The organism is Pirellulales bacterium (genome assembly GCA_019636335.1).
Taxonomy (GTDB): Bacteria; Planctomycetota; Planctomycetia; order Pirellulales; family JAEUIK01; genus JAHBXR01.
Genome location: JAHBXR010000034.1, coordinates 21,365 through 42,429 on the forward strand (window position 1 = coordinate 21,365; position 21,065 = coordinate 42,429).

Consider the following 21,065-nt stretch of genomic DNA (forward strand, 5'->3'; position numbering starts at 1 on the left):
TTAGTCTCGCTCTAGCTTCAGCTTCTCGGCAAAGAACTCGAGCGTGGCCTGCACGGCGCGCGTCTGGTTCTCCTCGTCAAAGCCGTGGCCAGCGCCGGCGACGATCTCGACGCGTCCCGGCACGCCGGCCGCCGTCAACTTTTCGACCATGGCTACCGATTGCTGCCAGGGAACGAGCAGATCGCGCGTGCCGTGGAAGATGAGCATCGGGGCGTCGTTCTTGTCGAGCTGATGAATGGGCGAGGCAAGTCGGTAGGCCTCTTTCAACTCGCGCGGCTCCCCCCCCATGAAATCGGTCACCGTGCGCCCCGCTTCCTCGAGCGCACTGGCGGCTTCGCCTCCTTCGATCGTATCGCCGCCGACCTTTAAGCTACGACCACCGCCCCCCGTGGCGCGCACCAGCGAGGCCAAGGCCCGGGCATTCGACGAGTAGCGAAACTCGTCGACCATATCCGAGGGACCAAAGAAAGAGACCACGGCCTGCACCTTGCTCGACTGTTCGGGATGGCCCCCCTCTCCTTCGAGCATCGGCGCGTCGTCGAGCGTGCCCAAGAGCATCGAAAGATGCCCACCCGCCGATCCACCGACGGCTCCCACCCGTTCGGCGTCGATGCCGAGCTCACCGGCATTCGCTCGCAGCCAGCGGACCGCGCACTTGCAATCCTGGATTTGTGCCGGCCACTTGTGAGCGGGGGCCAGGCGATAGCCGAGCGACGCGGCGACGAAGCCCTGCTCGGCAGCCAGCTTGATCTCGCGCACGTGATTGCTCTTATTGCCCATCCGCCAACCACCGCCGTGGATAAAGACGACCAGCGGCGCGGGAGTCGGTGCGCCGATGGGGCGCGCCAGGTGCAGCGTGAGTGGCTCGTCTCCCGCCTTGCCGCACTCGACGTTTTCGCGGAACTCGACCTGATAGGGACCCTTGGCTTGAGCCTTGTCGGCATAGAGTGCGAACAAGATGAGGCCGGCAACGAGCACTGCGAACGAGCGTGGCATGGCAAAACCTGGGGCAGGGCAGGGGGGAATGACTGGTAACCGCACCATTAAACTTGCCGGCGCGATCGGTGTGCAAGGGGACGATTTAGACCCTAACGGCAACGATCAGGGCAGATTTGCACAGGCCAGCGGCCTGTGCAAGAAGGGCAATGCTACGCCGGCGGGTCGAGCAGGCGGTTGTCGATCAGCCGAGTCTTGCCCACGCGGGCCGCGATGGCGGCAATCGTGGAACCGCGCAGCTCCTCGACGGGGAGCAGCGTATCGGGATCGGCCAGCGCGATATAGTCGATCGCGATCGTCGGTTCTGCGGCGAAGATTCCTTGCATGCTGGCCAGAATCGCCCCCGCATCCCGTTCGCCCGCGGCAACCAGCTCACTGGCCCGCGCCAGGCTGCGCGACAAGGCAAGTGCCTGCCGCCGCTCCGTCGCACTGAGGTAGACATTGCGCGAGCTGAGGGCAAGGCCGTCCGCCTCGCGGACGATCGGGCAGACGCAAATCTCGATTGGCAGGTCGAGATCCTCGGTCATGCGGCGGATCACGAGGGTCTGCTGGTAGTCCTTTTGACCGAAGTAGGCACGATCGGGCGTGATGATGTTGAACAGCTTGGCCACGATCGTCGCCACGCCGGCAAAGTGGGTCGGACGAAATTTCCCCTCGAGCGGACGCGCGACCGGACCCACGTCGATCGAGGTGTCGCTACCAGCCCGGTAAATCTCCTCGTCCGCGGGAGCAAACACCGCATCGACGCGATAGTCGTCCAGGGCCGTGCGGTCGGCTTCCAGCGTGCGGGGGTACTGGCGGAAGTCTTCGTGGGGGGCGAACTGCGTGCGATTGACGAAGATCGTCACCACGGTGAAATCGCATTCGCGCTGACAGGCCTCGACCAGACTGACGTGCCCCGCGTGCAGGGCGCCCATGGTCGGTACGACACCGACGGTCTTTCCCGCGCGGCGTGCGGCCGCCACCAGGGCCCGCATCTCGCGAATCGTGGTCACCAGCGCGTGACGATGCGCGTCGGCGCTCGGGTCGCCTGCGTTGCCAGTCGAGTTGTCGAGGTCCGATTTCACGGTCGAATGGTCACTGCATGGATTGAATGGCTGCCACGATTTCCCCCACCTGGTCCGCGCGATTCGCCGGTTCGACCGTCAGCAGCGGTCCCTCGCCGGGGCGAGTGAGCTGCGCGATCAACGTATCGCGGTACCAGGCGAGCCGTGCCGACTCGTGTGCCTCAGGCGGATCTACGGTGTCGTCGACGAATACGGTCAACTTCGCAGCGATCGTGCTGGCGCGGGCCGCCTGCCACTGGGCGACATACGTCGCGAGCTCGTCGTCTGCCAGCGACAGGCTTGCCGCGACCAACAATTCGACGAGGGAAAAATCGCTGATCGAACACGTATCGCCCGCGGGCCACCGTGCGCGATCCATCTGCTCCCTCTTCCCAGCCAACAATTTTAGATGGCTCGGCAAAGATCGACCAGCGGGTTCGCACGGTTCGGCGTGCAAGTAGCGAGCCTGCAAGCGATTCGCCGCCTCGGCAGCCAGCGTAGAAGCCGCTCCACCGGGTACCCCCACCACGGCGACCAGGGTCTCTGTCCGATCGAGATTCTCCAAGAGCTCACCCACGCTCCACTGGAGGGCCGGGTGCAGCATGTCCGGTGCGATCTCGGCTGCCGGTTTTAAGGCAAAGCGACGCCAGGCCAGACGAGGATGGGGCACGACGAGCCGCTCACTCGCCAACTCCAACTCGTCGTACAACAACAGGTCGAGATCGATCGTCCGCGATCCCCAATGCTCGGTACGCACGCGCCCCAGCTCATGCTCGATGCGCTGCAATTGATCGAGTAGCGCAAAGGGGGACAGTTCTGAAGCCAGTAAAGCGGCGCAGTTTAAGTAGGGGAACTGTGCAGCCGGCCCTCCGATCGGCGCTGTCTCATAGACGCTGCTTCGCGCGACGGACTGCGTCTCTGGTAGTTGGGCTAGTGCGGCCAGTGCGCGCTCGACCAGCGCAGCGCGGTCCCCCAGATTCGAGCCGATGCCAATTAGGCAACTGGCCATGTGACGTGATTCGATCGTCGCTGTAGGAAAGAAAAATGGCACAGGCCGCTAGTCGGTGTGACGAGTGGTCACACACAGTTTAGCAGCCTGTGCCATGAAAAATGATCTTGGGGGGGACATCCAGGCCACGACCTTGGGCCGCCGACATTCGATCCATCAGGTCGCCGCCCCCCAAGTGGAATTCGCAGGGGGATCGCTGCCCCACCACAAGGGCAAGTGCATGCGATCGTTGCGTCGCACCACGACGCCTTGCAACCCGATCGAAGTCAGAGCCTATTCAGCCAATCTCGGCGCGCACCACGAGTGTGGTCGTTGCCGCAGTATTCGCCGATCGACGCGTTCCAAGTGGACCGTGCCGGAAGCCCCATAGACTACGATTGATCGCTCATCCGATTGACGGTGAGCGTTGAATTGCAAGACGTTAGGCTCAAAACACAGGCCACATTTTGCGGAGATGGGAGCGAATGTCAAGCAACAAATGTGGAAGAGATTTTTGGCGGCAACTGGATCTTGCAAAGTCGGAAGAGAAGTGCTCAGCGCGCCGGCAGGCTTGCTTGGCGCGGCGTCGCGCGGTAGGGCGATCCTGAACGGACATCAAGGAAGCCATCCACCCTACAGGTGGACAAATCGCGTTGCGGCCCGCGCCTTTACGAGCGCGGCGCCCCGAACGGCAACCGCCGATGTGCCAAGGCGGGGAGATTGCGGCGAATTTCTGCCAATCGCGCGCGATCGATCTCCGCCACGGCCAATCCCGGCTCATCGGCTGCCACGGCCAATGGTGTACCCCACGGGTCGACAATCAACGAATGACCATACGACTCGAGTCCTGGCGCATGATGCCCGACTTGATTCGGAGCAATCAGAAAGGCCTGGTTCTCCACGGCGCGAGCGCGGATGAGCAGTTCCCAATGATCGCGTCCCGTGGCCCGGGTAAAGGCGGAAGGAACGACGATCAGTTCCACCTGGCGCGCGGACAGCTCGCGGAACAGTTCGGGAAATCGCAGATCGTAGCAAATGGCCTGACCGAGGGTGCCGCAGGGGGTCGGGCAGGTCGCGATCGAGTCGCCCGGCAACGACCAGTTCGATTCGCACACCGTGACGCGGCCCGGCAGATCGACGTCAAAGAGATGGATCTTGCGGTAGCGTGCCAGCAGGGTTCCCTCGGGTCCGAAGACGAGGCTCGTATTGAAGACCTTGCCCGGCTGCGATGCGGCCTCGGGCAGGCTGCCACCGATCAGCGTGATGCGCAGCCGTTCAGCGAGCGCGGCGAGCAACTCGCTGGTCGGTCCCGGGATCGGCTCGGCGGCGGCCAGCATCGCCTCGCGCCGGCCGTAGCAGGTGAACATTTCAGGCAGCGCGATCAGTCGCGCTCCGGCCGCGGCTGCCGCCTCGATCCAGTGCTGCGCCGCCGCGACATTCGCCGCTTTGTCCTCGCGGGAATTGAGTTGGACCGCGGCCGCTAGAAAACGCTCATCCATCGCCACTGCTCATCGCCAGTCGCCGAAATTGCTCAAGATATGACCTATATCAATATAGCGGGCTGCGCGCGGACCGAACCGCAGAATCAGCGTCATGCCCCCAGCAACTCTCGCCGGCACGTGCCGACTCGTGAAACAAAACGCTGCTATTACCGCTCTGCCGGCCACGGCGCCAGCCAAACGCTGGTGGCTCGAGCCGTTGGCACTCTTCGGCGGAACACGCTTGCTGGCTGTGGCGGCCATTTATCTGGGCGCGTTGCTCGTGCCCTGCGGGTACGACTACCGCCAGGAAAGTGCCGCCGCGGGAGTGGTCGACGACCTTCCGGCGTTCTATGCCGCTTACGCGCGCAATCCCGCAGTCCTCGGAAAACGCCCCTTGGTCGGACTTCGCGCCGGAGGCTGGCTCGAACCTCTCGTGCGTTGGGATGCGTTCTGGTATCTCAGCGTGGCCGAAGTCGGCTACGTCTACGATCCGGCACACGCCGGCCAACAGAATGTGGCCTTCTTTCCGGCCTACCCGCTCGCTATTCGCGGGTTGCGCGCCGTGGGAATACCCGCCCTCCCCGCCGCGCTGCTGCTATCCAATGTGGCGCTCGCGTGCTCGGCATGTCTGTTCTATCGCTTGATCGCCAAACGCTTCAGCATCGACGCCGCGCGTTGGACCGTGGGCTTGTGGCTTCTCTATCCAACGTCGTTCTTCGGCAGCGTTCCTTATTCCGAATCGCTCGCTGCCCTGTGCGGCGTGCTATGGCTCGCCGACATTGTTGAACGTCGCTACCTTGCCGCGGGCACGTGGGCAGGGCTCGCGTCGGCGGTGCGACCGCAGGGGTTGTTCTTCGGCCTGGCAAATCTCGATGGCATCACCACACCTGGCCGGCGGCGCGCCGCATGGCTGGGGCTCGGGCTGAGCGGCGTGGGGCTGGCCGCGTACATGGCCTACCTGTGGTGGCGGTTCGACGATCCACTGCTGTTCGCCGAGGTGCAACGCTACTGGCGTCCCGAAGCGAACGCCAGTTGGAATCCCCTGCGGTGGCTGCTGTTGATCGCCAGTGGCCTGATGTTTCCAGCGGCCGCGATCGTGGCGGGCGAGCCCACGTTGTTGCTGTCGAGTCGCACGTTCGACCCGTGGCTACTCGTCTGGTCGGTCGCCTGGATACCAGCAGTCTACCGTCGACTCGGCAAGGGAGTGACGCTCGCCACGATGGCGATGTTCGTCGTGCCCTTGGCCACCGGTGGGCTCGCCTCTTTCGGCCGGTTCACGTGGCTGATGCTGCCCGTGTTTCTCGCCTCGGGGCTGATCCTTGCGCGGCATCGCGCACGCTGGATCGTGGCGAGCACGTACGCCATCCTGTTGTTGATACTGTCCGCGCTGTATGGCGGCTATTGGATGGTGATTTGACGCGCACCGTCCGGGGCGCGCTTCACATTCGCGCTGGACGTAGCGGGCCGGGCGACTTGCGCCGTACGGGCATTGGAACCCCGTTTCGCGTGGCGCGGATTCGGCTTGGGCAGACGATTCAACTGCGGGAACGTATCGTGGCCATGCTCGTTTGGCGGTGCCGGCGGCGGATCGAGCGTCCGCAAGTCGTCGCGAATCGTGCCTGGCACGGGCGTCTCCACTTCTTCGACGACCTCTTCCGTCTGGTACGAGAAGAGTGACGTCGGCTCGTGCGGTTCCGCGTGCCAAGGATAGTCGAAGGCGTTCCGCCAGTTATAGGGCGAACGATAGTAGCTGCCATGAAACGCGGGATAGCGATGATTCGTCCGCGCGTTGCCGGGATAGCAGCCGTAGCGCGGCTCGTAACAAGTCTGCGGCATGGGGCCGCAGAACCAGCGTTGCTCCCAGGTGAGCCCATCCCCCGCGCAGGCGCCGCTCGCGCAACCTCCCGTGCCACACGTCTCACAGGCTTGTCCCACTACGAGCAACAGCGTGGCAATCGCGGCATGCATCGGCGCTTTCCTTGCGTGGCTGGGGCGCAGAGATTGCGTCCCTACCTTCGATCCATCGGCTGATAGGACCGCTAGATCAAGACTGCTCGGCAGGACCCGGTGTCTTTACGCAGCTTGCCCGGTCGCGGTCAACCCTCACCGTCGAGCGCCGCCCGCGGCACCGTGGCACGGGCTGCCACCCTGTGCGGGTGTAAAGGAACGACGCTCAAAGCGCGATTCCAGGCAAAAAGCGCCGGGTTCTTCCGGTCGAAGCGGTCGTACGTTGTCAACTTTCGTGAATTTTGTTGTCAGCGATTGTTAGCGCTTGCTAGCAGATCGCCCCTGAATAGTGTGGCGAATATGGGTTGAGTTTTCCGAACAGCTCGACCCTGGCGAACGCATCACTTCCGGGCCATTCAGCCCCTTGGTTCGCCTTGTTTCTCGCCTGCCAACTGCCTCGCTCCCTGCGCGCATCGCGTCGCGTCGGCGGAGAGGGGTGCAGTTCGAATGTCTTTGCAGCAAAGGAACGGGAGTGGATTCCCTCGACGAATTCGATTTGTCGCAGCCCAGCTACGAACTGCGCAGCGCCACCCGCTCGCTCGTCACCTACACGCCGGCGATGTTCGACATGCTAGCCGAGCTCGAAGTTGCCGCGACGCACGACGTGACGGTGCTTCTCATCGGCGAGACGGGGAGCGGCAAGACCTACCTTGCGCGGCTCATCCACGAGCTTTCCAGCCGCGTCGAGGAACGGTTTTGCACGGTCGCGTGCGGGGCCTTGCCCCCCGATCTGATCGAGAGCGAGCTCTTCGGCCATGTGAAAGGGGCGTTCACCGGCGCGGAACGCGACAAGGCTGGCAAGTTCGCCGCCGCCGGCCGCGGTTCCTTGCTACTCGATGAAATCGACGTCCTGCCGCTCGACCACCAGGCAAAGCTGCTGCGCGTCCTCGAAACCGGCGAATACGAACCGGTCGGCAGCAACGACACGGCCCATAACGAATCGCGCTTGATCGTCGCCTCGAATTACGATCTCGAACAACTGGTCGCGGCGAATCGCTTTCGCATGGACCTGTACTACCGCCTGAACGTGCTCAAATTCCATCTGCTGCCCCTTCGCGAGCGCCCGCGCGACGTCGAGTTTCTCGCGCGGCAGTTCGTCGCGCGGCATGCCGTCGAGCACGGCATCGTGCTGCACGAGATCACGAGCGATTTTCTCGACGCCCTGGCCAACTACGACTGGCCGGGCAATATCCGCGAGCTGGAAAACGTCACGCGGCGCGCGGTCCTGTACTGCCGCGACGCGGTGCTCACCTCGGAGCAGTTGCCGAGCAATCTGCGTCCCGCGCGCGAGCTGGTCGCGGTCGGCGCCGACGATCGACGACGCAGTTCGCGACTCGAGCTGAGCGTGGAGACGCACGAGCGCCGCATTATCGAAGAATCGCTTGCCCGGCACCAGCAGCATCGTGGCGCCACGGCCCGCTCGCTCGGGATCAGCCGCGTGACGCTCTACAACAAGATGAAAAAATTCGGCCTGTTGGGTTAGGTTTTTCCACCGTGAACCGTCCTATGTTTCGCCGCCTTCGCACATGCTTGCTGCCTGCCGCCGCGCTGGTCGTGGCGTGTGGCGCCTATCGTCTGCTGGCGACGGCCACTCCATCGGTCGCCGCGACCGAGTCGGAGCGCGCCGACAGTCCCGTCTCGATCGTACCGCGGCACAACGTGCCCGCAGTGGTCACCAACGAACAGATCGCGTCGATTCTCGCGCGCGTGCGTCCCCGTCGCAGCGTGATCGACACGAATTATCTGGTACACGCCTTGCGGTTGTGGAGCGCAGCAGCGGACTTCGGCCCCGATGCGTACTCGAGCGGTGGCGAGATGCTCGCCTATTGTCTCGACGATCGCCAGTTCGCGCGTGTTGCCGGCTACACCGCTCCCGCACTAGTAAATGTCTCGTCGCAAGGCGCCAGCGTACGTCGCGCGGTGAGTGGCCGGCCCGATAGCACGACGGGGGCCGTCCACACTGACGATCTGCTCGCCACGCTCGCCGAAATAGGCGTTCCGCTGAGCACGACCGTACACGGGCGAGAAGGCGAAACCACCGTCCAAGCGATGCTCGAGACGTCGCTGGCGAACTTCCACTCGCGGCAATACGAATACGAATGGACCGCCATCGCCGCCGCACGTTATGGCCACATCGATACGCCCTGGAAAAACAGCTTCGGCGAATCGCTCGACGTGGATGACCTCGTCGACGAGCTGCTCGAGCACCCTTGGCGCGAAGGGGTCTGCGGAGGCACGCATCGCCTCGAAGCGCTCGTTGTCCTGCTCCGGGCCGACGAAACGACGCAGGCCTTGTCGGCACGAAACCGACGCCGCATCCGCCAACACCTGGGGGCGGTAGTCGCCCGGCTGACGGCGACGCAAAACAGCGAGGGTTATTGGACGCGAGATTGGGCCAGCAACAAGACCGTCGCGCGCAGTCAGCAAGCGAACGCCGGCAAGACGTCTCCGCTCGCCGATCGCATCCTCGCCACGGGACACCATCTCGAGTGGCTCGCCTTGGCGCCGGCAGACCTGCTGCCGCCACGCGAGGTGATCGTCCGCGCTGGTCAGTGGCTCGCGCGGGCCATGCTCGAAGTCGACGACGAGACGCTCCTGGTCGAGTTCGGTCCCTTTTCGCATGCGGCAAGGGCCCTGTGTCTGTGGCGCGGCTCGGAACCTTGGGAGCTTTGGCAGGCGACGCACGCCGTGCGATCGGCGCACGATTCGAGCACTTGAGTTCTGGATTTCACCGGTACGTGGATTTCGGGCTGGAACGCGAATGAGCACCTACGACACCACCATGCAAGAGACGCTAAGTCTGCCGGCACGCGCGAGCACGTCGTCGTCCGGCGAGCGCGCCGAAAACGCCTGGGTCGTGCGCACGTCGGCGGGGGGGCTCGCCGTCGTAGCAACGCTTGCGATGGTGTTTCTGGTGACGAGTTTCCATCGCCTGAACCACACCGATCTGTGGGGGCATCTCGCGCTGGGACGCTGGATGGTCGATCACCGCGCGCTCGTCAATGCCGAGACGCTCCACGATCTGGCCGCGGGAGTTCTTGACGCCAATGCCTCGCACAAGGCCGTGGTAAATGTTCCCTGGCTGGCGCAGGTACTCGGATACGCCACCTATCGCTTGGCCGGCGCCGATGGCCTGGCCCTGGGACACGCCGCAATCGTGACCTGCGCTTGCGCGTTGGTGATTCTGGCCGTCACGGTGCGTAGCGGTTCGCTGCGTTGGGGAGTAGCGGCGGCCATCGCTACCTATGTGCTATCCCTGCCCGTCGTCGGCACCATCCGTCCGCAACTGTTCGGCATGTTGTTTCTGCCGTGCGTGCTGTATGGCATCGCCGATCTCAAGGACCGTGCGCAGGCCATTCTCTGGCTGCCGGTGGTCATGGCGGTCTGGGCGAATCTGCACGGTTCGTTCGCGGTGGGGTTAATCGTGCTCGCCTGCTGGACCGCCGGCGTGCTGCTCGAGAAGCGGCGCGAGCTGCGTTGCTTTCGCGATGCCGTCCGCGACGAGGAAGTGCGCTGGTACGGCGCCGCGTTGATCCTTTCGCTGCTGGCCTGCTCCGTCAACCCGGCCGGCCCAGCCTTGTTGTGGAACGTGGCACGCTTCTCCGGAGGGTCGAATCTCGCCGAGATCAGCGAGTGGCGCCCGCTCGTGCTCGAAAGCCTGGGAGGAGCGCTCTTCTTCGCTTCGGTGTTGGCGACCTTTGTGGTCGTGCGCTACAGCCCTCGACGCCTGCGGGCAGAAGAGATCGTCACGCTGGTCGTGTTCGCGGCACTCTCGCTGTCGGCGATGCGCATGCTGGCCTGGTGGGCCATTCTGTGGCCGTTCGTGCTCGCACCGCACGTGGCGGCTTGTTTCCGCCGGCAACGTCAGCCGGGCGCCTACGAGAACGAAGCGACGACGCGCCGCACCTGGTTGGCCGTGGCCATCGTCTTTGTGGCGATCATCTGGTCGCCCCCCGCCCACAGCTTGTTGACGGCAACTCCACGAGGGTTGGGAGCCGCCACGGCGCCGACGACTCCGTTGCACGTGGCCGAAGCGCTCGAAGAACACCTGGTGACGGGCCCGCTGTTCGCGCCGATGGACTGGTCCGACTATTTGATCTGGCGCAACGGCGCCCACGTGCGTCCCTTCGTGTTCACCCACGTACACCTGATTGCCGGAGCCGTGTGGAGCGACTTCCTCGAGCTGTCTCGCGGCGGCGCGGGTTGGCTCGACGTGATCGATGCCTACGGCTTGAAGCATCTCGTGCTCGATCGGCAGCGAAACGGCAACCTGCACATGCTTGCCCTGATGAGCCCGCGCTGTCGCGTGCTGTATCAGGATCAACAAGCGGTGCTGGTCGAGGTGTTGCCCGTCGCCGTGAGCCAGCAAGCAGGGCAGGGGGGTGTGGCCGCGGCGCCGGTGCCCCCTTTTACGTTCGAGACATCCACGGCCGAGCGCGATGTCGCCGGAACGCCACCGACGGCAACGCCGGGAAACCGGCATGTTGACGAAACGCCACGCCCCGACAGGGCCAGCGGCGGCGGGGGGGCGGGGGCGTAGCACGCTAAGGCAAGCCAACAAACCACTTGGAGAGTTTCGAGTCGCCGCGCAGACCGTGCCACTCGTGGTGGTACGCCATGTGCTTTGACTACAGCCCGAGGGCTTCGAGCCCCGGGCAACAGGGCCAGACGTCGTCCGCTGCAAAACAACCGCACGACGACTGGCAACGCGAGAGTACAGTCCGCCCAACGTCGGGCGAGCTGAGAGTTTGTTCCCGGGACGAGAAGAAGGAGTATCCCTGTGAAGCGTTTTCTCAAACGCATGTGGAAGGACGAAGGAGGCGTTCTGACGTTCGAATGGATTCTGCTGATTACGGTCCTCACGATTGGTGTCGTGGGGGCGTTGAGCGCGGTTCGTGACGCGATCATCGATGAATTGAGTGACGTCGCCCAGGCGATGTTGGCGCTTGATCAGAGCTACTCGATCATCCAGCCGGTCGAAGTCACGGTCCACGACACCGAAGTTGACGGAGCCGCCGGCTCGCGCTTCATCGACGGTGCCACGTTCAACCAGTGCCGTCTCGTCGCGTACCCCGGTGCCGTCGGCAAGGGTTCGCGTAGCGAGGCACAGGAATTGTCGCAACCGTAACGAGGGTGACCTCGAATTGTACGTGAGCCAGGATCCCGGCCACCACCGGCATCCGCTCCACGATGGCCGCATCGTATGAACCCGCGGCACGGCACACCGCCGTGCCGCGGGCTGCCATCGGCCCTGGCCGAGAAGACTCGCGACGACCACGCAACGACAAAACACCACTATGAAACCAAAGCAACTACTCCATTACATCTGGCACGACGAACGCGGGGTCCTCAGCTTCGAGTGGATTCTGCTCGTGACCGTCGTCGTGATCGGCATCGTCGGCGGCGTCTCTTCGGTGCGCGACGCCCTGATCAGCGAGTTGGGAGACATCGCCGGTGGCCTGGTCGCGATCGACCAAAGCTACTCGATCGCCCCCGACCCGTTCTTTCAGAGCGGTGGCTTTTCGTTCGACGACACCGAGTGCAACAGCTCCGACACCTTCCGCCCGACGACGCCGATCGTGCAGCAGGACTTCAACCCGTAAACCTCCCAGGTACCGATGACCTCGATGATTGCCTTGCTCGTCAGTGTCGGATTCTACGTTTGTGTGCGAACGCAACGCATGCTCTCGGCTCAGGAGAACGACCACCAGTAGCCCGTATCGGTCCGAGTGAAATTCCTTGCCAAACATCGATCGCCAGGCTTGCCAACGAAACGAACCCATGTTGAATCCTGAACACACCCAAGATCGAGCCGAAGCGAAAGAGACCGAGCGCGAGCATGCCGCTCCGGCGACCACGCCTGCTCGCGGCGCCGGCCTGGGGGCCTCCTTCGGTTCCGCATCGGCGGCCGTCGCCCGGCGCGGCTTCGCCTTCGGTCGAACCGCCTGGCGCAAAACCGATGGCGTGCTGAGCTTCGAATGGATTCTGCTCGTCACGCTCGTCGTTGTCGGCATCGTAGGCGGGCTTTCGGCTGCTCGCGACGCCGTGATCAGCGAGTTGGGCGATATCGCCGGCGCGATCATCGCCGTGGATCAAAGTTACACGGGATTCTGCTCGTCGTACGACGACACGCCCGTGACTTACACCAGTTGCCGGCCCGACGTTGCGACCGGGACTTAGCCCACTCGACAACTAGCCGCCGACGCACCGTACCTCACAGACGATTCCCAGCCTTCGAGAACCTGCGATGTCCGCCAGCACGATACTTGTGGGAGCCGTGGCGACCTATACGGCCGCTGCCGCCGTGAGTGACTTCCGCACGCGACGCGTGCCGAACTGGCTGACATTGCCCGCCGCGATCGCCGGCCTGACGTTTCACACGTTCGCGCCGCAGGGCTGGGGCATTGCCACTTCGCTCGCCGGCCTGGCCTTGGGCTTCTCGCTGCTCCTGATTCCCTTTCTGCTGGGGGGGGGTGGCATGGGGGATGTGAAGCTGCTGGCGGCGCTCGGCGCCTGGCTCGGCCCGCGACTCATGCTCGCCGCCTTTGCCGTGAGCATGCTGCTCGCCACCGTGATTACGCTCGGCATCCTCGCCTATGTCGCCGTGCGTCGCTACGTGCTCGACGTCGAACCCGAGAACGTCAGCGCCTCGGGTGAAACACTCGTCCAGCCACGGGGCTACTTTCGACAGGCACTCCCCTTCGCCGTGCCGCTGGCCCTTGGCACCTGGTTGCTCCTAGCTTGGGTCGTAACGCTGGGGGCCTCGTCTTAGTTCGTTGGGTCAAGCACGATCAGCGTCGAACACACTGCTGGACGAGCCAACAGTGCCACGCAGGAATCGCTCTCCGAGATCTCCATGAAGTTACAGCACGCAACACCTTCGCATCACCGCCATACGACTCGCCGCGGTGCGCTGACGCTCGAGATGGTGCTCGTGCTGCCGGTGCTGCTCATCGTCGTGCTTGGCGTCGTGCAGCTCAGCATCATGCTGATGGCCAACCAGGCGTTGGGCGCTGCTGCCAGCGTCGGTGCCCGCGCTGCGACCCTTCCTGGCGCGACCGCCGCGTCGGTCGAGGCCGCCGTGGCCGGCGCCCTGACGCCCTGGAGCTTCGCCGACTCCGTCGATCCGGTGAGCGTCTCGCCCGATCCGGCCTTCGCCCCCACCGGCACGCCCCTGTCGGTCACGGTGAGCGTCGACACGAACGCCGCCACGCCCGACCTGCTGAAATTCATCGGTCTGTCGATCGACGGACAGAAACTGCAAGCGACCTACGTCGCTCGCAAGGAATAGCAAACCCCGTGGAACCTACGCTTCTCCGACCTTCGCCGAGGAGTTTTCTTTGAAACGCATTAGCCCCGCTACCGTCACCTTCGCCGTCGTCACGATCTTGTTGGGCCTGGTGGCGGCGTACTCCGTCAAGCGTTACCTGGCGCCCAGTGCGGGTCCGCGCACGGCCACGGCCATGATCGTCGTGCCGCGCGTCAACCTGCCCAAGTTCGCGCGTATTCGCGAAATCGACGTCGAGGTGCTCGAGGTGCCCAAGTCGCGGGTGCCGGCCGGCGCGGTGACGGTCGCCTCGCAGGCGCTCTACCGGCTATGTCGCGAAACCGTCATGGCGGGCCAACCGATCCTCGAATCGAACTTGTACGAAGTGGGCGCCGCGCCGACCCTGGCCGAGCAACTTCCCCCCGGCTATCGCGCCGTGACCATCACAGTGGATCGCGACAACGCGGTCGATGGCCTCGTGATGCCCGAATCGGTGGTCGACGTCTCGCTGACCGTGCAGGGAGATCATCCCGAGTTGGAAGGCGTGGCTACGGTCACCTTGATGCGCAAGGTGAAAGTGCTGGCGACGAGCTTCGAACGCTTCAAAGGCGAAGAGCGTTTGAATGTGCCCATCCGCAGCGTCACCCTGTCTGTCACGCCGGAGCAGGCGAACAAACTGATTCTGGCCCAACGCTATGGTTCGCTCAGCGTCACCTTGCGTGGCATGGTCGAAGACGATCTGCACCTGACGGCCGCGTCGAAATCGGATAACGACAACCTGGTGAACCCGAGCGATCTGATCAAGCTCAGCCCGCGCGTCGACGCCCAGAAGTTTGTGCGCAAGGCGCAGATCTGGCGCGGCACGTCGGTCGAAGAGGTCGAGTTCACCGACAGCCAGGTGCAAGAGGCCAACGCCGCCGGCGGCGTTGTCGACGATGCCACGGCCGGCGAGCCGATCGTTCCGAACTTTGCCCCCACCGCTGCGATTCGCCCCACGGGCATGTTCGCCCCGGTGTCCGGTCGCTCGCGTTAAAATTCCAGCGTAATCCTTGCAGACTCTTGCCTACTCGCACGATTGGTTAGGTCGTGCAGTGCCACGCGAGATTGTCGAGAGAACTACCGAGAGTCCGCATCATCGCTTCTTACCCGTCCATCAACCTTGTCCAGTGCCGAATGATGGGGCCGGAACAGAGAACCGTGCGACATCGAGAAGAGGCCGGCCTTGGACCAAGGGACCGCCGCGGCGAGCGCGCGAGCGCGTGGTCTGCAACAACCACGCAGTTCCGCTCGCCAGCGGCTGGCGAACACCCGCCGCGTCGTCCACCTGCACGACGCGGCGTGGTCACGCTCGTCTGCCTGATGTTGCTGGTCGTCTTTCTGCTGCTGGCAGCGCTCGTGTTGGACTGGACCTATCTCGTGCTCGTGCAACGCGACATGCAACAACGTAGCGACCTGGTGGCCTTGGCGGCCGCGCCCGCTCTGTTGGACGAGGACACGCTGCGTGACGCCGCCGGCTCGCCGCTGGCCGACCAAACCGACGATGTGAACGACGCCTCGCATGCAGCTCGGACGTATCGCCTGCAGAACAACGCCGCGACGTCTGCCTTGCTCGAAATCAAGGAAGACGATCTCGTTGTGACGCCGGGCTACGTCGCCGACGTTCATGCCCCGCGTGACGACACCTATTTCGACATGTCGGGGCAATTGCCCACCCCGTCCCCGGCGTTCAACGCGCTGCGGATCGACGTCTTGCGGTCGTCGCAAGGAGCGAATCCCGTCGGCCGCCTGCTGCGTGGCTTTTGGAACGCTCCGGCGATCGACGTCGCCAGTAGCTCCTTGGCCACGCTCGACAATGTCGTCGTCGGCTTTCGACCCACGACGACTACGAATGCACCGGTAGTCCCCTTGGCGATCCATCGCTCGGCGTGGCAAAACGGCCGCGTCGGCAACCTCGATCTGAACGACGTCCGCGATCTCGAGCTGCGACTGGCCGCTCCCGACGCCGACATCGAGGCGGCCGCGCCAGCGAACACGGCACTGGTGAGCTTCGACGGCGGGTTGAACCCGGCAACCGCGCTGACGCAGATTACCGCGGGGGTCTCGGTCGCCGACCTGCCAGCGCTAGAACCGCAAATCGGCCCTGCCACGCCTGGCACGCCGTTGGCGCTCGCCGGCACCCAGTCGGGCCTGAGTGCGAGCTACACCTCGGCCCTGGCCAACCAATTCAATCTACTCGCCGCGGCAGGACAGCCCGGCTGGCGCGTGTTTCCGCTGTATGACGAGATGAGCACGCCACCGCAGTTCAACATCGTGGGCTTCATCGCCGCACGCGTGATCGAGGCCGACGTGCGCGACGATCGACTGGCCGTCACCGTCGAGCCCACGTTCCTGATCGAAACCACGGCCTGGACTGTATCGCCGACATCCGTTCTTGCGCCCGAACGCAATCCCTATATCCACAAGCTGCGACTCTCGCGTTAGTCGCGAGCACCACCACACACGGCACGCCGCCGAGACCCTTTCGACGAGGTACAAGACATGCGAATCGTTCTGGCCGATCACGATCAGGTGCGCAGCGTCGCGTTGCGCCGCGTTCTGCTGGGCGAGGGGCTGCTCTGCGAGGCGGCGGACGTCGTGGGCTTCGAAAGCCTGCCGGGGCGGCTCGCCGAAGTGGAGCCCGATCTCGTCCTGGTCGCTGGCGATGGCCCCGTCGAGGATCTCCTCTCCGCCGTTCGCGCGGCGCACCAGGTGACCGGCGTGCCGATCCTGGCCGCGGGTCCCGTGACCGATGGAGCCCGCATCCGACAGGTGATGGCTGCCGGCGTACGCGAGTATCTCGACATCACGCGGCTCCGCGAAGATCTGAGCGACGCCCTGGTCCGCCTCGAAAAGAGCTTCGACCGCCATCAGGCGCCGGGCAAGATCGTCTCGATCTTCTCGCCCAACGGCGGTGTCGGCGTCTCGACCGTCGCGGTCAATCTGGCCGCGCGGCTCGCCGCCAAACGCCCGGGCAAGATCTCGCTCGTCGACCTGCATCCGACGCCGAGCGATCTCTCGCTGCTGTTGGATCTCGATCCCCAACACACGCTCGACCACGTCTGTCGCGCCTGGGAACGCCTCGATCGTCAGATGCTCGCCGCCTCGATGACTCCACACAACAGTGGCGTACACGTGCTCGCGCAGGCCGGCTATCCGGCGGGTGGCGGCCTGGTCGACAGCCATCTGCACCGCACGGCCGTGCGGCAGGTGCTCCTGTTGCTGCGCCGCATGTACGCCATCTCGGTGCTCGACCTGGCGCATACCTTCGACGAAGAGCAGGTCGAGGCGATGCGGATGTCGAACTTCGTTGCCCTAGTAGTCCGACCGGACGTGCCCGGCCTGCGACGCGCCCGTTGGGCCCTCGAAACGGCTAGCATGCTCGGCTTGTCACGAGATCGCTTCCGCCTGGTGCTCAACCGTTGCGGCAATCGCGGACAGGTCACGGCCGACAAGGCGGAATCGATCCTGGGGATCAAGGTCTTCTCGTCGCTCCCCGAGGACGATGCCGCGATGAACCGCGCCGTGAACCAGGGGGTGCCCGTGTCGGCCGTGACATCTCGCTTCTCGCTGCTCGCGCGGAGCTTCAACGCCTTCGCTCAGAATGTGTAGAGCAGAGCAGTGGCACAGGCCGCCGGCCTGTGCTGAGAGCGACAATACATCGAAAAGCACAGGCTGGCAGCCTGTGCCACTTTTCATCGCAGAGACCAATTACCAAGAGTCATCACCATGACGCCCAGCATGCTTGCCTTTCGTTCTGCGACCGACGCCCCCACCGTGCCACGTTCGACGGCGACAGACGCCTTCGAGGCGGACTTCCAGCGGCTGAAGACCCGGCTGCATCGCGAGCTGATCGATTCGCTCGACCTGGGACGCATCGGCCAGATGGACGAGCCGCGTCTCCGCGTCCACATTCGGCACGCCGCCGAGAAGCTGCTCGCTTCGCGCCGCGAGGCGCTTTCCAGCGTCGATCAAGAACGCCTGGTCGATGAGTTGCTCGCCGAGTCGTTCGGTCTCGGGCCGCTCGAGCCTTTCATGCGCGACCCGGCAGTCACCGATATCCTGGTGAACGGACCGCACGAGGTGTTCGTCGAGCGTCACGGCCGTCTGGAAGAGACGAACGCCCTCTTCGCCGACGACGCCCACTTGTTGCAGATCATCCAGCGCGTGGCTGCCCGCGTCGGACGCCGCATCGACGAGCTGTCGCCCATGGTCGACGCGCGACTCCCCGATGGCTCGCGCGTCAACGCGATCATCCCCCCGTTGGCCCTGCGTGGACCCACGCTCTCGATTCGTCGCTTCGGCGCCAAGCCGCTCGAGCTCGAAGACCTGCTGCGTTACGGTTCGCTGTCTCACGAGATTGTCGATTTTCTGCAGGCCGCGATTGCAGCGCGTGTCAACATTCTGGTGAGCGGCGGTACCGGCGCCGGCAAGACGACGCTGCTGAACTGCCTGTCGCGCTTCATTCCCGCCGGCGAGCGACTCGTCACGGTCGAGGATTCCGCCGAACTGCAATTGCAGCGGCGACACGTCGTCTCGCTCGAGACACGCCCCGCCAGTGCCGAAGGCACCGGCGAAGTGACGTCGCGAGACCTGGTACGAAACAGCCTCCGCATGCGTCCCGACCGCATCATCCTGGGCGAAGTACGCGGCGGCGAGGCCCTCGACATGCTCCAGGCAATGAACACGGGCCACGAGGGTTCGCTCACCACGATTCACGCCAACGGCACACTCGACGCCTTGTCACGTCTCGAGGTGATGGTCAGCATGGCCGGTTTCGACCTGCCCGTCATGGTCGTGCGGCGTTACATCGCGTCGGCCATCACGCTGGTCGTACACGTGGCGCGCTTGCAGGGGGGTGTGCGTCGCGTGACCCGCGTCAGTGAAATCACCGGCGTGGCCGATGGCGAGTACGTCATGCAAGACCTGTTCCGCTTCCAGCAGCAAGGGGTCGACGAATCGGGTCGCACGCGCGGCGAGTTCGTCGCGACGGGTCACACGCCCCAGTGCGTCCGCCGCTTCGAGGAACTGGGTATCGAATACCGCCGCGATCAGTTCACGGCCGCGGAGACCGCCGTCGAACCGGCGGTGTTCTCGGTGCAGCGCACGACAAGCCTTGGGGAGAAATAGCCCATGCTGAACCTGACAATCGTGGCTATCCTCTGCTTTGCCGCCACCTCGGCGCTAACTGCCACCGGTGGACTGCTGGTGGCCGATCTGCGCCGCCGGCGCGGCGACCGCCTCGAGCGGCGATTGTTGGTCGACGTCGACTCGTCACTCGCGCTCTCTAGGGCGACGATCGAAGACGAGCCGGCCAACCGCTTCGATCGCGCCTTCGTCGAGCTGGTCGACCAGTCGGGCGTCGGCCTTTCGATGTCTCAGGCATTGTCTCTGGTGGCGGGCTCGGCCGTAGTGTTCTGCGCCGTTCCGCTCGTCTTTTTCGAAAACTTTCTGCTCGCGGCGTTGGGGCTCGTGCTGGGAGCCGTCTGGCCGATCGGCTGGTTCTTGTTGCGACGTTTTCGCCGGCGACGAGCCATGCGCATGCACCTTTCCGAGACGCTCGAGTTGCTGGCCGACGGTGTCCGCTCGGGGCGCACGCTGGAGCAGGCCTCGGAGCTGGTCGCGGCGGAATCTCCCTGGCCGTTGAACGAAGAGTTCGGCTGCGCCGCATCACAACTCAAGTTGGGACATACGCCGGTGGCGGTGCTCGATCGCATGGTGCGACGCGTCCCCATGCCCGAGTTTCGTATCTTTGCCACCGCGGTGCTCGTCCATCGCACGGCCGGCGGCAATCTGGCCACGCTCATCGAACGGCTGGCGGTCGCTGCCCGCGATCGCCACGAGTTCTTTGGGCATCTGAAGGCGGTGACGTCGGGTAGCATGCTCTCGGCGATGGGGCTCGTCATCGGTTCGATCGTGGCGGTCGGGCTTTTGTCGTGGATGCAGCCCGAGTATCTCGAGATGTTCCTCAAGCATCCTTGGGGGGTGCCCCTGCTGGGCATCGCCGGCGCGTTGCAGTTGATCGGCATGGTGTGGGTGTGGCGCGTGTTGCGGATGAATTATTGAGCCATCCGATCTTTTGCTGGAGCCGCCCGAAATCCTGTCAGGTACGGGGTACCTGACCTACCTTCGACCTAGAGACACTAATGTTGCTTGATATCGATCTCGTCCATGGCTGGTTGATTCCTCTTGGCGCCTTCGTCGCCACGCTGGCTTTGGCCTGGCTTGCCCTGCGCACGGTACAGGGAAAGAGGAAGCCAGTCGATCTGCGCCTGGAAAAGATCTCGCCCGAGGAGTCCGATCAGAGCGACGAGCCGAGAGGCGTCTTGGGAAGCTTGGCGCCGGCCCTGGCCGCGCAGATTCCCGAATCAAAGAAAGAGCGTCGCGACTTCCAACAATTGTTGCGGGGAGCGGGACTCTATAGTCCCCACGCGGCCACCTGGATCTATGCCGCCCGTTTCGTGCTGTTGTTGGTGCCGCTAGTCACGGCCGGAGTCCTTGCCGTCGCCTCGGACGGCACGCACACGTTCGGCATTCTCGTGCTCGGCGGTCTCGTGGCGGCGGCTCTCTCGATCGTACCGAGACTGTACGTCTTCTTCCGCCGCCGACGCCGCGTGGCCCGCATCCGGCAAGCCTTGCCCGACGCCATGGACATGCTCAGCATGTGTACCAGCGGCGGCATGAGCCTGGGCACGAGCCTCGAACAGGTCAGTCGTCAATTGACTGCCCACCGCGAGCTGGCCGAAGAGCTGCGCATCTTGCGCCGTCAGGCGGAAATGGGGAGCCTGTCGCGGGCCCTCGCCGATTTCGCCTCGCGCGTCGACATCGTCGAAGCGCGACAGTTGGCCAACCTGCTGACGCGCGGCGACCGGCTCGGCACCGGCCTGGCTGGCTCGCTGCACACGCAGGCCGATCACCTGCGCGTCCGTCGCAAGCAACTTGCGATTCAGCGCGCCAACAAGGCGCCAGTGAAGCTCGTCTTTCCCCTCATGTTCTGCTTCGCCCCCGCGGCGCTCATTCTGCTCACGGCCCCCGCGGCGCTCGAACTGAAAGAGTTCCTCGCGCCATCGAAGGGGAACAGCATCCTCTCCGTCGATGCCGACGTGATGAGCCCCAGCGGTCTGATCGGCGTGCTGGAAAGCCTGGATCAAGACATGAACGCCGGCCGGTAGTAGTGGAGTGTCGCGAGCGCCGTGGGATCGCCCGCCGTGCGAAGCGACGCCACTTCCGTTATATTGCCGGGG

At 64.5% G+C, this 21,065-nt stretch carries 20 protein-coding genes; 15 read left to right on the plus strand and 5 right to left on the minus strand.

Annotated features, from left to right (window positions below):
• The 4 genes from KF708_22840 to KF708_22855 form a co-directional block, all read right to left on the minus strand.
• Entirely contained in the window at window positions 1–996 is a 996-nt protein-coding gene (locus KF708_22840) for an alpha/beta hydrolase (GenBank protein MBX3415539.1), read from the minus strand.
• 152 nt (window positions 997–1,148) lie between these two features.
• Window positions 1,149–1,973 carry a pantoate--beta-alanine ligase gene (gene panC, locus KF708_22845; GenBank protein ID MBX3415540.1) on the minus strand — a complete coding sequence of 275 codons (825 nt, stop codon included), beginning with the start codon at window positions 1,971–1,973 and terminating at the stop codon, window positions 1,149–1,151.
• Window positions 1,974–2,073: 100 nt separating this feature from the next.
• Window positions 2,074–3,051: a 2-amino-4-hydroxy-6-hydroxymethyldihydropteridine diphosphokinase gene (gene folK / locus KF708_22850; protein MBX3415541.1), complete on the minus strand. Its 978-nt coding sequence runs from the start codon at window positions 3,049–3,051 to the stop codon at window positions 2,074–2,076.
• Between the two features lie 647 nt (window positions 3,052–3,698).
• Complete coding sequence (locus KF708_22855) at window positions 3,699–4,529, minus strand: carbon-nitrogen hydrolase family protein (protein MBX3415542.1); 831 nt, start codon at window positions 4,527–4,529, stop codon at window positions 3,699–3,701.
• 94 nt (window positions 4,530–4,623) lie between these two features.
• Here KF708_22855 and KF708_22860 point away from each other — a divergent pair, with 94 nt between their 5' ends.
• Entirely contained in the window at window positions 4,624–5,928 is a 1,305-nt protein-coding gene (locus tag KF708_22860; protein MBX3415543.1) for a hypothetical protein, read from the plus strand.
• Here the strand turns inward: KF708_22860 and KF708_22865 are convergent.
• A complete protein-coding gene (locus KF708_22865; protein ID MBX3415544.1) occupies window positions 5,910–6,479 on the minus strand; it encodes a hypothetical protein in 570 nt (189 codons plus the stop codon). The genes KF708_22860 and KF708_22865 overlap by 19 nt on opposite strands.
• A gap of 511 nt (window positions 6,480–6,990) precedes the next feature.
• On the opposite strand from KF708_22865, the gene KF708_22870 reads away from it, so the two are divergent.
• The 14 genes from KF708_22870 to KF708_22935 all read left to right on the plus strand — a co-directional run bounded on the left by KF708_22870 (window position 6,991) and on the right by KF708_22935 (window position 20,993).
• The gene (locus KF708_22870) at window positions 6,991–8,001 is read left to right on the plus strand and encodes a sigma-54-dependent Fis family transcriptional regulator (GenBank protein ID MBX3415545.1); all 1,011 of its coding nucleotides are present in this window, start codon (window positions 6,991–6,993) and stop codon (window positions 7,999–8,001) included.
• A 23-nt stretch (window positions 8,002–8,024) separates the two neighbouring features.
• A complete protein-coding gene (locus KF708_22875; GenBank protein MBX3415546.1) occupies window positions 8,025–9,236 on the plus strand; it encodes a hypothetical protein in 1,212 nt (403 codons plus the stop codon).
• 43 nt (window positions 9,237–9,279) lie between these two features.
• A complete protein-coding gene (locus tag KF708_22880; GenBank protein MBX3415547.1) occupies window positions 9,280–11,058 on the plus strand; it encodes a hypothetical protein in 1,779 nt (592 codons plus the stop codon).
• A 240-nt stretch (window positions 11,059–11,298) separates the two neighbouring features.
• Window positions 11,299–11,646, plus strand: a complete 348-nt coding sequence (locus tag KF708_22885) for a hypothetical protein (GenBank protein MBX3415548.1) — start codon at window positions 11,299–11,301, stop codon at window positions 11,644–11,646.
• A 169-nt stretch (window positions 11,647–11,815) separates the two neighbouring features.
• The gene (locus tag KF708_22890) at window positions 11,816–12,121 is read left to right on the plus strand and encodes a hypothetical protein (protein ID MBX3415549.1); all 306 of its coding nucleotides are present in this window, start codon (window positions 11,816–11,818) and stop codon (window positions 12,119–12,121) included.
• Between the two features lie 178 nt (window positions 12,122–12,299).
• Entirely contained in the window at window positions 12,300–12,698 is a 399-nt protein-coding gene (locus tag KF708_22895; GenBank protein MBX3415550.1) for a hypothetical protein, read from the plus strand.
• Window positions 12,699–12,765: 67 nt separating this feature from the next.
• Window positions 12,766–13,290 (plus strand): prepilin peptidase, encoded by a 525-nt coding sequence (locus tag KF708_22900; protein MBX3415551.1) that lies wholly within the window; start codon window positions 12,766–12,768, stop codon window positions 13,288–13,290.
• An 84-nt stretch (window positions 13,291–13,374) separates the two neighbouring features.
• Window positions 13,375–13,809 carry a pilus assembly protein gene (locus tag KF708_22905; GenBank protein MBX3415552.1) on the plus strand — a complete coding sequence of 145 codons (435 nt, stop codon included), beginning with the start codon at window positions 13,375–13,377 and terminating at the stop codon, window positions 13,807–13,809.
• A gap of 49 nt (window positions 13,810–13,858) precedes the next feature.
• Complete coding sequence (cpaB, locus tag KF708_22910) at window positions 13,859–14,818, plus strand: Flp pilus assembly protein CpaB (protein ID MBX3415553.1); 960 nt, start codon at window positions 13,859–13,861, stop codon at window positions 14,816–14,818.
• A gap of 305 nt (window positions 14,819–15,123) precedes the next feature.
• A complete protein-coding gene (locus KF708_22915; GenBank protein MBX3415554.1) occupies window positions 15,124–16,266 on the plus strand; it encodes a hypothetical protein in 1,143 nt (380 codons plus the stop codon).
• A gap of 57 nt (window positions 16,267–16,323) precedes the next feature.
• Window positions 16,324–17,433, plus strand: a complete 1,110-nt coding sequence (locus KF708_22920; protein ID MBX3415555.1) for a hypothetical protein — start codon at window positions 16,324–16,326, stop codon at window positions 17,431–17,433.
• Window positions 17,434–17,562: 129 nt separating this feature from the next.
• On the plus strand, window positions 17,563–18,951 hold the full coding sequence (locus KF708_22925; protein ID MBX3415556.1) for a CpaF family protein: 1,389 nt from the start codon (window positions 17,563–17,565) through the stop codon (window positions 18,949–18,951).
• Window positions 18,952–18,954: 3 nt separating this feature from the next.
• A complete protein-coding gene (locus KF708_22930; protein MBX3415557.1) occupies window positions 18,955–19,887 on the plus strand; it encodes a type II secretion system F family protein in 933 nt (310 codons plus the stop codon).
• A gap of 80 nt (window positions 19,888–19,967) precedes the next feature.
• Entirely contained in the window at window positions 19,968–20,993 is a 1,026-nt protein-coding gene (locus KF708_22935; GenBank protein MBX3415558.1) for a type II secretion system F family protein, read from the plus strand.
• Window positions 20,994–21,065: the final 72 nt, after the last annotated feature.

What these genes read in the sequence shown, in the direction of transcription:
- KF708_22840 (MBX3415539.1), bottom strand. Translation starts at nt 996, where the DNA reads ATGCCACGCTCGTTCGCAGTGCTCGTTGCCGGCCTCATCTTGTTCGCA.
- panC (MBX3415540.1), bottom strand. Translation starts at nt 1,973, where the DNA reads ATGCGGGCCCTGGTGGCGGCCGCACGCCGCGCGGGAAAGACCGTCGGT.
- folK (MBX3415541.1), bottom strand. Translation starts at nt 3,051, where the DNA reads ATGGCCAGTTGCCTAATTGGCATCGGCTCGAATCTGGGGGACCGCGCT.
- KF708_22855 (MBX3415542.1), bottom strand. Translation starts at nt 4,529, where the DNA reads ATGGATGAGCGTTTTCTAGCGGCCGCGGTCCAACTCAATTCCCGCGAG.
- KF708_22860 (MBX3415543.1), top strand. Translation starts at nt 4,624, where the DNA reads ATGCCCCCAGCAACTCTCGCCGGCACGTGCCGACTCGTGAAACAAAAC.
- KF708_22865 (MBX3415544.1), bottom strand. Translation starts at nt 6,479, where the DNA reads ATGCATGCCGCGATTGCCACGCTGTTGCTCGTAGTGGGACAAGCCTGT.
- KF708_22875 (MBX3415546.1), top strand. Translation starts at nt 8,025, where the DNA reads ATGTTTCGCCGCCTTCGCACATGCTTGCTGCCTGCCGCCGCGCTGGTC.
- KF708_22880 (MBX3415547.1), top strand. Translation starts at nt 9,280, where the DNA reads ATGAGCACCTACGACACCACCATGCAAGAGACGCTAAGTCTGCCGGCA.
- KF708_22890 (MBX3415549.1), top strand. Translation starts at nt 11,816, where the DNA reads ATGAAACCAAAGCAACTACTCCATTACATCTGGCACGACGAACGCGGG.
- KF708_22895 (MBX3415550.1), top strand. Translation starts at nt 12,300, where the DNA reads ATGTTGAATCCTGAACACACCCAAGATCGAGCCGAAGCGAAAGAGACC.
- KF708_22900 (MBX3415551.1), top strand. Translation starts at nt 12,766, where the DNA reads ATGTCCGCCAGCACGATACTTGTGGGAGCCGTGGCGACCTATACGGCC.
- KF708_22905 (MBX3415552.1), top strand. Translation starts at nt 13,375, where the DNA reads ATGAAGTTACAGCACGCAACACCTTCGCATCACCGCCATACGACTCGC.
- KF708_22920 (MBX3415555.1), top strand. Translation starts at nt 16,324, where the DNA reads ATGCGAATCGTTCTGGCCGATCACGATCAGGTGCGCAGCGTCGCGTTG.
- KF708_22925 (MBX3415556.1), top strand. Translation starts at nt 17,563, where the DNA reads ATGCTTGCCTTTCGTTCTGCGACCGACGCCCCCACCGTGCCACGTTCG.
- KF708_22930 (MBX3415557.1), top strand. Translation starts at nt 18,955, where the DNA reads ATGCTGAACCTGACAATCGTGGCTATCCTCTGCTTTGCCGCCACCTCG.
- KF708_22935 (MBX3415558.1), top strand. Translation starts at nt 19,968, where the DNA reads ATGTTGCTTGATATCGATCTCGTCCATGGCTGGTTGATTCCTCTTGGC.